Source organism: Sphingopyxis sp. GW821-FHT10B01, from assembly GCF_059415685.1.
The window spans coordinates 65081-79430 of the sequence record NZ_JBWKNS010000002.1; the positions used below are offsets into that span (position 1 = coordinate 65081).

General features: G+C 67.2%; 7 protein-coding genes. All 7 read right to left on the minus strand.

From position 1 onward, the window contains the following. Window positions 1–2 precede the first annotated feature (2 nt). The 7 genes from addA to AC07NV_RS04735 all read right to left on the minus strand — a co-directional run bounded on the left by addA (window position 3) and on the right by AC07NV_RS04735 (window position 14336). Window positions 3–3506 carry a double-strand break repair helicase AddA gene (addA, locus tag AC07NV_RS04705; protein WP_495165194.1) on the minus strand — a complete coding sequence of 1168 codons (3504 nt, stop codon included), beginning with the start codon at window positions 3504–3506 and terminating at the stop codon, window positions 3–5. Continuing rightward, window positions 3503–6535, minus strand: coding sequence for a double-strand break repair protein AddB (gene addB / locus AC07NV_RS04710; protein WP_495165195.1), 3033 nt, complete (start codon window positions 6533–6535; stop codon window positions 3503–3505). Before addB ends, addA begins: the two co-directional genes overlap by 4 nt. Then, a complete protein-coding gene (locus AC07NV_RS04715; protein WP_495165196.1) occupies window positions 6528–7247 on the minus strand; it encodes a nucleotidyltransferase family protein in 720 nt (239 codons plus the stop codon). The genes addB and AC07NV_RS04715 overlap by 8 nt, the downstream gene beginning before the upstream one ends. Further along, window positions 7244–8215 carry an aminoglycoside phosphotransferase family protein gene (locus AC07NV_RS04720; RefSeq protein ID WP_495165983.1) on the minus strand — a complete coding sequence of 324 codons (972 nt, stop codon included), beginning with the start codon at window positions 8213–8215 and terminating at the stop codon, window positions 7244–7246. Before AC07NV_RS04720 ends, AC07NV_RS04715 begins: the two co-directional genes overlap by 4 nt. Then, window positions 8212–8664 carry a tRNA (adenosine(37)-N6)-threonylcarbamoyltransferase complex ATPase subunit type 1 TsaE gene (gene tsaE / locus AC07NV_RS04725; RefSeq protein ID WP_495165197.1) on the minus strand — a complete coding sequence of 151 codons (453 nt, stop codon included), beginning with the start codon at window positions 8662–8664 and terminating at the stop codon, window positions 8212–8214. Before tsaE ends, AC07NV_RS04720 begins: the two co-directional genes overlap by 4 nt. Beyond that, complete coding sequence (locus AC07NV_RS04730; protein ID WP_495165198.1) at window positions 8661–11018, minus strand: PAS domain-containing sensor histidine kinase; 2358 nt, start codon at window positions 11016–11018, stop codon at window positions 8661–8663. The genes tsaE and AC07NV_RS04730 overlap by 4 nt, the downstream gene beginning before the upstream one ends. 273 nt (window positions 11019–11291) lie before the next feature. Beyond that, window positions 11292–14336 (minus strand): TonB-dependent receptor plug domain-containing protein, encoded by a 3045-nt coding sequence (locus AC07NV_RS04735; protein WP_495165199.1) that lies wholly within the window; start codon window positions 14334–14336, stop codon window positions 11292–11294. Window positions 14337–14350 lie beyond the last annotated feature (14 nt).

Sequence of the window (14350 nt, forward strand, 5' to 3'; positions counted from 1 at the left end):
CCTCAGCTCCCCAAATTCGCCTTGGTTCCTGCGAAGCCCGGCTTGTGCAGCGCCAGCGTGGCATCGTCGAGCGTGATCAGCCGCGGGCCGGCCGTATAGAGCAGCGCCGCCTCGACCCGCCGTCCGGGGAAGATCGCTGCCAGCGCACTTTGATACGCCGCCATCTGGCGCAGATAGGCGGGCGCAACATCCTGCGCGACATCGGGGACATGCCGCCCCGTCTTGTAATCGACCACCGTCACCCGGTCCGCGGTGACGAGCAGCCGGTCGACGATCCCCGCGACGACGACGCCGTCGACCACCGCCGACAAGGGCACTTCGGCGAGCGACCCGGCGCCGAACAGCGCGGCATGGGCAGGATCGTCCAGCACCGTCAGGATTTCCGCGACCATCGCCCCGCGCGCAGCCTCATCAAGCGACGGCGCCTGCACCGCGAGCCATCGCATCGCCGCGTCGTGCCGCCTTTCGGGTAAAACCGGCGGCAGCCGTTCGAACAGCGCATGCAGCAACAGGCCGCGCGTTACAGCCACCGCCCGCTCGCTGCCTTGCGGCGGCGATGCGACATCATCCTCGCCCAGCGCCGACGGCGCGAGCGGGCGCGGCGGCCGCGCCTCTTCGGGGGCGGGTAGCCGCGCCCAAGGCGGCACGGTCACGGGCGCCACCGCCTGCCGCGCCTTGTCCTTCGGCGCCCGCGGCCATTTCTTCGGCTGCACGGCATGGACCCGCTTGCGGCTCCAGCGCGGCCCGGCGTCCTGCCAATCGGCGCCCATGTCGGCCATCACCGCATCGACCGCACTATGCCAATTGTTATCGGGCAGCGTGCGATCGGCGGTCTTGGTGATACCCGTGACGACCAGCAACTCCTCGGCGCGCGTCATCGCGACATAGAGCAATCGCCAATGCTCCTGCCGTTCGGCCGCTTCCTTGTCGTCATGCGCTTTGGCGACCGCGCCATGGCGTTCGTCCTTGCCCAGCGCGAACACCGGCAATTTGTCCCACGCCTCCATCGACAGGTCGAAGGTCAGCCGCCGGGGGCGCGGATCGTCGGTCGCGTCGGCAAGGATGACAATCGGCGCCTGCAACCCCTTCGACCCATGCACCGTCATCACGCGCACGACGTCGCTGCGCGCCTCGGTCTGACGTTTGATCTCTGCGGTGCTGGCCGCGATGCGCGCGAGAAAGCCGAGCAGCGACGGCGCTTCCTGCCGCTCGAACGCCAGCGCCTGCCCCAGCAATTCGTCGATCGGATCGCGCGCTTCGCGGCCCAGCCGGTGGTACAGCTTGCGCCGCCCATCGAGCGGCCCCGACAAGATGGCGTCGAGGAAGCGGAAGGGCGTGGTGAAATCGGCCATGCCCAGCAAGCGGCGCAGCGCGGCCATGGTTTCGGGCGGCGCCCTTCCCTCATGCTCACGCAAAGCCTCCCACAGCGCCCCCGATCGGCCGTGGGCAAAGCCGAACAGATCCTCCTGCGTCCAGCCGAACAGCGGCGAGACAAGCAGGCTGGCCAGATTAAGGTCGTCGAGCGGCTGCACGGCAAAGCGCATCGCCGCGAGCAGATCCTGCACCGCCAGCGATTGGGTCAGCGAAAAGCGGTCGACCCCCGCGACCGGCACGTGAAGCGATTGCAGCCGCGCGACGATCCGCGCCGCAAGGTCGCGGCGGCGGCGGACGAGGATCAAGATATCGCCCGGCGCGACGCTGCGCCCGTCCTTGCCATGGGCGATCCAGCCCTGCACCTCGTCGGCGATGGCGCGCGACAGGCGCAGGCTCGCGGGGTCGCTTGCGGCGGTGGAGGAATCGCCTGTGCCCGGCGCGGCATCCTCGTCGCCATCGCCGCCGTCTTCCTCATCGTCGGCGGCGCCATCGAGCGCCTTGCCGACCGGCAGCGGTTCCCACAGCTCGACCCGCCCGGCGCGGTCGCGGTTGAAATCGGCGGGAATATGCGGCGGCTCGTCGCTTTCGAGCCCCATCAGTTCGGGCGCCCCCGCCAAAATCCACGCGTCGACGACATCGAGCACCGCGGGGCTCGACCGGTAATTGGTGTCGAGATCGACATCTTCGAACGGCTTGCCGCCCGCCGCCGCGCGTTCGCCAAAGCGGATGCGCGCCGCCTCGAACGCCGCGGGCTCGGTGCCCTGAAAGCCGAAGATCGCCTGCTTGCGGTCGCCAACGGTGAACATCGTGCGGACACGCTCGTCCTTGGCGCCGAGCCCGGCGAAAAACTCCGCCGCCAGCGACAGGATGATCGCCCATTGACGCGCATTGGTGTCCTGCGCCTCGTCGACCAAAATATGATCGGTGCGCTGGTCGAGCTTGAACCGGACCCAGTCGCCAAAATCGCCTTGCGCGAGCAGGTGGCCGGCGATGCTGATCAGATCGTCGAAATCGGCATAGCCCTTGTCGCGCTTGGCGAGCGCATAGGCTTCGGCAAAGCGGCTGCCCAAATCCCACGCCGCCGCCAGCTCATCGGCGACCTGCATCGCGGTCGCGGTCGCCAGCAGGTCGGTAGTGGCGGCGACGATCCGCTCGGCGGCGCCCAGGCAGACGCGCATCGCGCCCTTTTCCTTGGTGTAATCGGCGCGCAGATCGCCCGTCCCGGTCAGGAAACAGCCGCGGACCGCCGCCAGCAGCGCCGCGCGTCCGTGCGAATCGGCGCGCTGCCAGTCGTCCATGATATCGGCGCGGCCATCGCCGGTCTTCGTACCCCAGTCGCGCCCGCTGAGCGCCACCGCCGCGATATCGGCATCGGCGACTGCGCCGCCGGCAATCGCCGCCGCTTGCCAGTCCGCCGGATCGCCCTGCGGCAGGCCGAGCGCCGCCCGCAGATCATGCGCCCGCGGGGCCAGCCGCGGCGCGTTCGCTGCGGTGAAGCTGCTGGCGCAGCGCGCGAGGAAGGCGATCGCGGCATCCTGCCCCAGCCGCCGCGACAACATCGCGGCGATGGTCCGCATCGCATCGCCATCACCATCCTGTTGCGACAGAAGCTTGCCCAGCACGTCGCGCTGCAACGCGCTCGCCTCGCTGTCTTCGAGCGCGCGGAAACCCGGCAATATCTTCGCCTCGAGCGGGAAGCTGGCGAGCAAGGTCTGGCAAAAGCTGTGGATCGTCTGGACGCGAACGGCGCCACCGGGGCTGTCGATGACGGTGGCGAAGAGGGAGCGAGCGCGCTCGATCAGCGCCGGGACGCCGCGATCATAGCCGATAAACTCCAGATCCAGCCCCAACGCCCGCAATTCGGTGCGCAGATCGCCATCCCCCATCCGCACCCACATCGCGAGCCGCTCATGGATGCGGTGCGCCATTTCGGCGGCGCCCGCCTTGGTAAAGGTGATGCACAGGATCGCCTCGGGCGACACGCCGCCCAGCATCAGGCGCAGCACCCGCGCCGAAAGCACCTGCGTCTTGCCCGTCCCCGCCGATGCGCCCAGCCACACATGGTCGTCGGGCTGCGCCGCGGCGCGTTGCCCGGCGTCGAGCATTTTGAGCAGCTTGTCGGGATCGATCATGCCGCGCCCCCGTCGTTCGCACGCGCGTCGGCGTCATCGCGCCCGAACCATTCGTCGCGGCGCATCAGCTGGTCGAAATCGGCGTAGCGTTTGCCCGTATCGCCCGGAACAAAGGGTTCCTGCCCCAGCAGATAGCGCGCCGTGAGGTCGGCGAGCGCTTCGCGCGCGCGCTCGACAACCGCCGCCGCCGTTGAAGGCTTGGGTTTTTGCCCCTTTATGGCCTTCACCGCGCCATCGACGGCCTTTTTCCGGTCGCGCTTCAACTCCCAATATTCGAACGCGCCCACGGTTTCGGGCGCAAGGTCGCCAAGACCGGCCGTTTCGGCGAGCAGGCCGAGCAAGCCAAGCTGGTTGTTGAGCCCCTCCCCCGTCGACTTGCCCGACGGCGCTGCGCCGGTCTTGTAATCGACAATCGCCAGCGTGCCGTCCGCCGCCTGATCGACGCGATCGGCGGTGCCGTGGAGGGTGATGCCGTCGACGAGCCGCTTGCCGCTGACCTCGTTGGCGACCGGCCAGCGTTCGTCGCGCGAAGCCCACACGCGCTCGGCCGCCCAGCGCAGCGACGGCTCGATGCGCGGCAGCCAGAAGGCGCGGGCCAGCGAATCGAGCGCCGGGTCCGCGCGTAGCGCAGCAACCTCGGCGTCGAATGCGACCTCGGTCAGCCCGGCCGTCTGCCAGTCCTGCAGGAATTTATGGACGCGGATGCCGAACCATTTCGCATCGGGGCCGCTGCTCAGCGGATCGAGCTCGCTCAGCCGCAATATCTTCGCCGCATAAAAGGCAAAGGGATCGCGCGCGAGCTGATCGACCCCCGTCACGCTGATCCGGTCGGGCCGTGCCGCCGATGGCGGCGCCGGGTGCGGCTTGTCGGCGGGCGCGCTGGCGCCGGGGGGCACGTCGATCATCGCCGCAAGCGCCGTCACCGGTTGCCCGTCCCGCGCCGCCTCGGGCAGCTCGCCCGCGAGCGCCGCAAGCCGCAGCCAGAAGCGCGAAGCGACCGCCGGATCGCCGCCGCTGCGTATCGCGCGCGTCACCACCACTTCGCGCGCCGCGAACGCACCGACGAAGTCATGCGCCGCAGCACCCTGCTGGCGTTCGGGGGCAGCGAGGCCCAGCATCCGCCGGATGCCGGGTGCCAGCCAAGGATCGGGGCTTTGCTGCGGCGGCCAGCGGCCCTCGTCGAGCCCGCCGAGGATCATCAGGTCGGCGCGTTGCAAGCGCGCTTCGAGCAGGCCCCAGATGAACAGCCGCGGATGCCCGCCATAGGGCGGCCGGACGCTTGTCCCCGACAAGAGGTCGGCCAGCATCGCCGGGAAATCGGCGGGCGCGATCAGCGCCGGGCCGTCCCCCTTCGCAAGCGCCCAGCGGTCGAAGATTTCGGACAGCGCACGGCCGGCATGCCCCGTCCACGCGCCTTCGCCGGTCAACCAGCCGAGCGCGGCCTGCAATGCCCCGAGCAACGTCGAAGGCGATGCGGAAACGCCCGCGGTGAAAGGGGCAAGCGCCGCACCCAGCCCCGCAGCGGTATCGGCCCACCATTCATCGATCGCCTGCGCGGCGGCATGCCCGCGCGCCTTGGGGTCGGCGGCGACCGCGACGATCCGCGCCGTGATGCCCTCCCACCCCGGCACCAGTCCGGGACCGCGCAGCACGAGATCGAGCCGCCGTACCTGATCGAGCCAGGCCAGCCGCGTATCGCCCGCGCGCACGAGCGGATGACCGAGCAGCGCGACCAATCGCACCGGATCGAACCCAGCGGCAAATTCGGCGAGCGCGAGCAGCAGCGCGCCGGGCGGCGTCTGTCCGAGCGGTTGCCCCGCGCTGTCGTCGACCGAGATGCCCCAGCGCGCGAGCGCCGCCGCGACGCGTGTGGCCAGCGCGCGGTCGGGAGTCACGAGCGCAGCGGTGCGCGCGGGGGTTTCGAGCGCGGCGCGCATCATCAACGCGATCCCCTGCGCCTCCTGCCCGTCGTCGGCGAAAACCGCGGCGCTGACACCGGCGATGCCGGAACGCAGATCGCCCGCCTGTTGCCAGCGCGCGGTGTAGGCGGCGGGCGCGAAGAGCAGCGAAGTGAAGGGCGCGCGCGCCTCGGGGCCGTCGAAAGGCGATGAAGCGCCCCATTCGTGCACTTCGTCGCGCGAAATGCCCATGCGCCCGAGCAGCAGCTTCAGATGATATTGCGGGTGTGTTTCGAGCGGACGCTCCCCAAATTGTTTGGCACCCGGCTTTTCGGGGTCGGGCTTCACCGGCCCCAGCGCCTCCCATTCCTCGCCCGCCATGCCAAGATCGAGCCCCGGCAGCACGACCATACCTTGCGGCAGGTTGGCGACGGTGCGGAGCAGTCGCGCGATCGCGGGTGCCGCGGTGGTCACCCCTGCGGCGGCAACGAAGCGCGTGGGCGGCGCGGAGCGCCACCCGGCACTCACCCGATCGAGCAGCCGGTTGCGGCGGTCGGCGCGGTCGATATGCCCCGTCGCCGCGAGCAGCTTGGGCCACTGGTCGACGAGCAGCGACAAACGGCGCCACGAGGCCTGCCAATGCCCGGCCAGATCGCCCAGCGCGCTTTCGATATCGGCAAGCCGCGCGGGCGCGATCTCCTCATAATGCAACTGGTCGATCACGCGCCCCAGTCCCTCGGCAAGCTGGAAGGCGGCCGCACCCGTGATCGCGTCTTCGCCCGCTGGAACATGCTTTTCGATCAAGCCCGCGAGCATCAGCCGGCGTTTGAGCGCATCGATCGCAGGCGGGATGGGTTCGGCCTCGTCGATCGCGTCGAGCGCCAGCGCCACGCTCTCGTCGAGATCGGCATCGCCGATCACGGCAAGCCGCGGCATCAGCAGCCCCGCTCCGCCCGTGCGCACGAAGGCCGCCTGCACCGCGCTGCGTGCCCGGTTGCTCGGCAGCACGATCAATCCTTCGGCCAGCCCGAGCGCGCCGTCGGCAAAACGCTCGATCAGCCCGGCGGCAAGTGCATCGGCAAATGCCCGGTTGACCGGGATGGAAAAGACCGTTGGCCTTGTCTCAGCCATCCGTCAGCGCGGCTTCGGTCGGCGCAATGCTCGCCGGGGTGCCCACATCGAACCATTGCCCCATGTGCGACAGGCCATAGAGCCGCCCCGCCGCGATCGCGCGGTCCCACAAAATATTGGTCGAAAAGGGCCCCTCGGGCGCATCTTCGAGCAGGCGCGGCGAGATGAGCTGGATGCCGGTATAGACGAAGGGCGCGATCCGGCTGGGCTTGCGGCGGCTCAACTTGCCCTCGCCGTCCATATGGAAATCGCCGCGGCCGCCGTGCCCCGTTGCACTCGCCTGCCGGATCAGGAGCAGCAGCGCGTCCATCCGCTCGCCATCCCAGTGGTGCGCGAGATGCCGGATGCTGTCCTGCGGCCCGTCGGTCCAGATATTGTCGCTGTTGACGATCAGGATCGGGTCGCCGCGGAGCTGCGGCAAGGCCTTGACCATCCCGCCGCCGGTTTCGAGCAACTGGTCGCGTTCGTCCGAAATCGCGATGCTGAACGGCCGCTTCTGCGCCGCCAGATGCGCCTCGAGCGCATCGGCAAGATAATGGACGTTGACCACGACATGTTCGATCCCCGCCGCCTCGATGCGGTCGAGGCTATGGTCGATCAGCGGCTTGCCTGCGACGCGCACCAACGGCTTGGGCCGCGTCGCGGTCAGCGGACGCATCCGCTTGCCCAGCCCCGCCGCCATCACCATCGCGCTTTCGATCTTCACGCTCACAACCAAGCCTCCGCCCGTTTCGAAGCGGGGACATTGGCGTCGAACCATTGCCGAACGGGGACAAGCGCCGGATGCGCGAGATCGCGTTCGAGCAGCCCCCACATGCGCGGCTGGAAGCTTTTGTAATGCGGCTTGTTATCGCGCTTCCACAGCCGCACGAAGACGCCGAGGATGCGGGTGTTGCGTTGCGCCGCGAGCGCCCAATAGGCGTTCTCGATATCCTGCCCGGTCGCTTGTCTGTAGCGCGCGAGCATCGCCGTCTCGACCGCCGGGCTCACGTCGCGCCGGGCATCCTCGAGCACCGAGGCAAGGTCATAGGCAGGGTGGCCGATAAGCGCGTCCTGGAAATCGAGCAGGCCGTAATGCGCGATGCCGTCCTTGCCCGGCACCAGCATGATATTTTCGGCATGATAGTCGCGCAAAACCGTGACGCGCGGCAGGCCGTCGGCCTCGACCGGGGTCAAGACCTCCGCCCATGCGGCGCGAAACGCATCGCGGTCGACGTCCAGATCGAATGCCGGGCAATACCAGTCGCTGAACAGCATCACCTCGTCGAGCCATTGCTCGAGGCCGTGCACGGGCAATCCGGCCATCGGCGGCCGCGCGTGGAGATGAACGAGAAGGTCGGTCACCCCCGCATAATAATCGGCTTCGGTGTGCGGCGCTTCGTCGACGGTCTCGCGCAGGCGGACATCGCCGAAATCATCGATCAGCAGCAGGCCCCGCTCCAGATCGCGCGCGAGGATCGTCGGCGCGGTCAGCCCCTGTTCGCAGAGGAATTCGGCAACCGCGATGAACGGGCGCGGGTCCTCGTGCGGCGGCGGCGCATCCATCAGCACCGCCTGCCGCGCGCCATCGACGACGCGGAAGTAACGCCGGAAAGACGCATCGCCGGCGAGCGGCAAAATCTGGGCATCGCCCCAGCCATGCGCGGCAAGGAACGCCGGAGCATGGGCGGGCGGAATCATCGGAGCGGCCATCTTGCTCCCCAAGCGGGCGGCACCGACGCTGTCAAGACGCGCGCGCCGCCCTCACCCGAAATCGTGAGCAGCAGCGTACCGGGCCAACCGCCCTCGCCGAGCCGCTCGGGCCATTCGATCAGCAGCGCGCCATCATAGAGATAATCGTCGAGCCCAAGCTCGATCAGCTCGTCCTCGTCCTCGATCCGGTACAGATCGACATGCGCGATCGGCAGGTCGACTTCGGGCGGCGCATAGGGCTGAACGATCGCAAAGGTCGGGCTCGGCGCCTCGCCCGCGAGCCCCCGCGCTTTCAGCATCGCGCGCGCCAGCGTCGTCTTGCCTGCGCCGAGGTCGCCCGACAGCGCGACGACGTCGCCGGGCATCAGCGCCGCGCCGATCGCCGCGCCGATCCGCTCCGCTTTGTCCAGATCATAGCTGAGTGTAAAATCCGTCATGCGCCGCGCGGCAGGCTGATCCGCACGAGCGTGCCCTGCCCCGGTTCGCTCACCACTTCCATCGTCCCGCCATGCGCCGCGACGAGCTGCCGCGCGAGTGCAAGACCGATACCGCCCGACGATGTCCCCGCCTGCTGGCCCTTGGTCACCGCTGCAACCGCATCGGGCATACCGGGGCCGTTGTCCGACACGATGATGTCGACGCCGCGCGCATCGCCCGCGGCATGGAGCAGCACGCGCCCACCGGTCCGGCGCGTCGGCGCGGTATAACGCACGGCATTGTCGAGCAGCCCCGCCACCAGACGCGACAGCCGCGGCGCGTCGCCGTCGATGCTCCCCAGATCGGGCGCCAGATTGCCGACAAGCTCAACCTTCTCGCTTGCCGCGAGAATCCCGGCATCGGCCAGCGCGCCTTCGAGCAGCGTGCGAATGTCGACCGGCGCACGTTCGATCGCCAGCGTCCCCGCCTCGCCCTGCGCAAGGTCGAGCACATTGTCGATCTGGCGCCGCAGCACCGCGACCGATTCCATAATCGCGTCGATATAGGCGCGCTGCTGATCGGCAAGTTTGCCAGCATAGCCCGCCTGCAGCATCTCGCCAAAGCCGCCGATCGACGTCAGCGGCGTGCGCAGTTCGTAACTCATCCGCGACAGGAAGGCGGTCTTGACCTGGTCCGCCGCCTCCAGCGCCTCGTTCCGCTCGCGCAGCGCGCCTTCCATCTTCCGGCTCGCGGTGATGTCGAGCATGATGAGCAGCGCATTGCCGTCGGGGAGCGGGATCGAGGCGAAGTCGAAATGGCGCCCGTCGGCAAAGCGGATTTCGCCCGCGCGCTGCTGCCGCTCGAGCGTCGCGGCGCGGATCACCTCCTGCACGATGCTGATCTGGTTCGGCTTGGCCAGCCGGTCGGCCAGCCCGCCCATCAGCGCATCGACGCGCGGGTGCGCCGCCAGTGTCGGCTCGTCGACACCCCACAGGCGCCGGAACCGCTGGTTCCACAGATGCAGCCGGCCGTCGGGGGCAAACACCGCAATCGCCTCGAACAGATTGTCGAAGGTCGCGGTGCGGACGCGCAGCAACGTGTCGCGCGCGCCGGCCAGCTGCACCTGCTCGGTGCGGTCTTCGGCGATCAGCAACAGTCCGCCGTCGGGGGTCGGTTGCGCGACGACGTGCAGGTGCGTGCCATCGCGCAACAACCAGTCTTCCTCGCTCGCCCCGGCCTGCGCGAACCAGTCGACATGCGCCTGCCGCCATTCGGGATAGTCGCGCACCTCGGGGGTCCGCCCGCCCTCGCGCCAGGCGTCGAGCAGCCGCGCGAACGGCCGCGCCTCGGCGACATCGTCGGCCTCGAGCGCGAAGAAGCGGCGGAACGGCAGATTGGCAAAGCTCAGCCCCTGATCGGGGCCGAATTGTGCCACTGCAGCCGACAATCGGTCGAGCAGCTCGCGCTGGGTATCGACAAAGCGGCGGTGCGCGCCGCGTTCGGTTTCGAGTTCCTGAATGTCGATCGCATAGCCCGCGATGCCGATCGCCCGGCCGCCCTCGGGCACCAGCGGCACGTCGACGACGCGCATGATCCGCCGTTCGCCCTCGATCGTCACCGGGATCGTGCGCACTTGCGCCGATCCGGCGATACGCGCCTCGTCGGCGGCTTCGGCGGCGCTGACCCCCGCGACGGTTTCGCACAGCTCGATCCCGCCATCGATCACTGCGGCGGGCCCCTTTGCTTCGACCGCGCGAACATAGGCGCCGTTGACGAGCGCAAGATGGAGGTCGGTGTCGCGGAACCACATCGGAAAGGGTGCCGCTTCGATCAGCCCCGACAAGGCCTCGAACGCCGCCATCGCCTCGTCGCGCTCGCTGCGCGCATGCGCCAGCGCCTGCTGGCCGTCGGTCGCATCGCTCAGCCAGAGCAGCACGCTGCCCGCACCGCCGACGGCCTGCGGCGCCGGGGCGCCATGGACGATGATCGTCCGGTTGCTCGCCTCGGGCTTCAGGCTCAGCGTAAAGGGCTTGGCGCCGCGCTGCGCGCCGAGGATCGCCTGCCGCAGCGCGTCATGCCCCCCGGCGTCGAGCCCGCTACCCAGCCCGCGCAATTCGTCGAAATTGCGCGGCCCGCGTTCGAGCCCCAGCCAACGCCCGAGCCGCTCGCTCGCCTCGATCCGCCAGTCGGCGCGGACGATGACGGGAAGCTGCGGCGACGCCTCGACCAGGCTCGCGAGCCGTTCGGCCTGTCCCGCGACGAACGCCGAACGCCGCTGCATCGCGATCCCGCGCCCGACCGCCCACACACCGGCAAGCAGCCAGAGCGCGGCGAACAGGCCAATGGCGAACAAGGCCCCCGATGAGAGCATCATGGCCATAGCACCGATCGGACAGGAAAAGGGGGGCAAGGGCCGGATAGCATCCTGCTGCCACTATCGACTGTGGAGCACCGATTCAATCGTCGGGCGACCGGTTGCTCACCGCATCGCGACAGAAAGATGACATTATCGCTCCAGCGCGCGCCGCATGTCTTTAGGCCGTATGACCGCGGGCGATGAAAAGCCCGCCGAGAGAGGGCGGGCTTTTCCTGTATCCTGTCTTCCCGGGCCGTCAGTCGACGGCCCGGCACCGCGAAATTGGTCTGATCAGCGTAACTTGCCGCCGAGATTCATTTTTGCACCGAAGAAGAAATATCGCCCGATCGCGGACACCGGATAATCATCTGCGGCCACGCCCGGTTTGTTGTCGGTGAAATTATTCACGCCGCCAAAGAACTGGAAATTTTCCGCGACATCAAAGGAGACATAGATGTCGTGCACCCACCGCTCCTTGTAATAGAGATATTTCTTTTCGACGATATCGGGGTTGCTCGCGATCGTCCCGAGCGCATATCGCGACGTCTTGTCGAACCACGACAGCCCATAGTTGATCGTGAGGGGCCCGTTGCTCCAGGTCAGATCGCTGTTCACCTGATATTTGGGAGTGAACGACGTGCCGGCATTTTCAATTGCATTGGCGCCCGGCGTCGGGATCGTCTTCAGCGATTTCAGATAGTTCCCGATGACCCGAATGCCGAAGGTGCCCATTTTTTCGGTCTGCAGGCGATAATTCATATTCACGTCGAGACCCGACGTCGTGAAGGAAGCGACATTCTGCGGCCCAAGGCGGAAACCGGTGATATATCCAGGCTGCGCCGTGCCCGAGGCGGGCGGGCCATTCTGGCGATCGATTCCGTCGCAATAGACATTGTCGAGCGTAGGCTGGTCGACGCACAGCGCCGCGAGCCGGTTGGCGGTGACCGTATTGATAGCGTTCTTCAGCTTCACATCATACCAGTCCAGCGTGACGTTGAGCCCCGGAATGAAGCGCGGCTGAATCGCGACTCCTGCAGTCCAGATCGTCGCCCGCTCTTCTCTGAGGCTGCGATTGCCGCCCTGGAGGCCCGGGATGTTCGTGCTGCGACCATCAGTGAATTGGGCCGGATTCGTTACCCCCAGACCCGACAGCAATGTCGCGCAATTCCGTGTTCGCAGATCGACATCGAGCGCATTTTGCAGTTCGTTTTTCTGGCATGGATCGGTGATGACCAGGAATGTCTGCGCCTGCCCGCCGAACAATTCGTCGATATTGGGCGCCCGGATAGCGCGCGAATAGGTGCCCTTTAACGTGATATCGCGCACCGGCGCATATTCGCCGCTGAGCTGCCAGGTCGTCGTCGAACCGATGGTGCTGTAGTCCGAATAGCGAACCGCGCCGCCAAGCTGAAGGCGTTCGACGAGAGGAACATCGGCCAGAAGCGGGAGGCTGATTTCGCCGAAAACTTCCTTCACGCTGAACTTGCCCCGCGTCGGTTCGATCGAGTTGGTGAAGGTCAGCCCTTGCCGCGCGAGGGCATCGCTGTTGAAATTGCTTTTCTCCTGGCGATATTCGGCCCCCACGGCAAAACCGATCTCGCCGCCGGGAAGTTTGAAGCCATCGCCGAACGTTCCGTTCACGATCGCCGATACGACATGCTGCTCGATCTTCGACCGGTCCACCGTCTCGGCGCGAATGAAATCGAGTGCTTCCTGCGACTGACCCTCGCCAAACAGATTGATCGGAACGCACTGGCCAGGCTGGAAGGTCACTGGCCCGCCCAACCCGGCCCCGCGCGCGCCGTCAGGATCCTGAAACGGCTGGAACGGCGTCCAGTTTGGATCGAGGTTGGCGCGGCAAGTCGGCCGCCCTGTCACGGGATCGGTGACGACATCGAGCGCCGCGAAGAAACGGTCGTCATAGATGTCGTTCACGAAACGCGAGCGCTGGGTAGTGCGGCCATAGACATAGGAGATGTCGTAGCGCAGGTTGGAGGTGATTTCACCGCGCGCACCCAGAACGCCACGCCATGTTTCGCGCAGATTCTCCTGCCCACGCTGCCCGAAATCGAAATTGTCACGGGTGACAAGAACGCCGTCGGGTGCGCCGGGACCGAAATTATCCTCGCCGATCCCCGGTATGATGTTCGCGCGAACTGACGCAGGGATGAAGGGATTGGCCTCGTCAACGAAAAGATAATAGTCGAAGGTCGGCTGGGCCAGCGTGAAGGTCTTGCTTCGCGCATATTTGCCTTCGGCGTAAATCTCGAACGCCGGCGATACTTCGAACCGGCCGAACAGATTGACGACATGGCGTGTGATGTCGGGCCGCAGGTCGTTCGCATAGCGCGACAACGGCGTACCCGATCCCCCGCTGTCGACCCCGCTGCCCAGTCCTTGCCCGTGAATGAACGGAAGGCCGTTCGCCCCGTACAGATCGGGCACGCCGTCGAAGTCGAGATCGATCGCGCCGTCAGGCGTCGTATCGAAATAGCGCAGGTCGTTGTACAAAATCCGGTCGGGGATACCATCATGTCCGCCAGCGGGGTCGTTACTCGCGGGGTTCGGATAGAAGCCCCGATAACGCGTGCCGGAAAGATATCCACGCTGCTGGCTGACCAGCCGATCATCCTCGCCATATTCATAAGCGAGCGTCACATTGGCGCGTCCGTCCATGAAATTCTTGCCGGCAGTGACGCTTATGAGGCGCTGCCCGCTATCGCCGCGCTGAGAGATGCCCGCCTGCGCCCGCGCGCTGAGCCCCTCGAAATCGCGCTTCAGGATGAAGTTGACGACGCCGGAGACGGCATCTGCGCCATAGAGCGCCGATGCGCCGCCCGTGACGATCTCGATCCGCTCAACAAGGTCGCCGGGGATCGTGTTGATGTCAACCGACTGGGTCCCGGGAGAGCCCGCGACATGGCGCCGTCCGTCAACGAGGACAAGCGTGCGCTGGCTGCCAAGGTTGCGAAGGTCGAGCAGGTTAAGGCCCGCCTCACCGATCCCCGCATCGTCGCCCGACGTATCGCCCGAGGTGGTCGAACCCACCAGCGCCGGATAGCCTGTCAAAATATCGGTTAGGTTGGTCGAGCCGGACTGTTGCAGGCGGTCCGCACCGATCGTCACGAGCGGCGCCGGCGAAGTGAAATCGCGCGGACGTGCAATGCGTGAGCCCGTAACAATGATGGCATCGCCTTCGGCCGCCCCGCCCCCGGACGCGATCTGCTCACTGTCGGACTGCGGCTCCTGCGCATGGGCGGGAACGGCGGCGGCAAAAACCGCAAGAACCGATATGCTGGTATACAGGCTGACCTGCACGCTGCGCGAAATACTCATCCCCGGAATTCCTT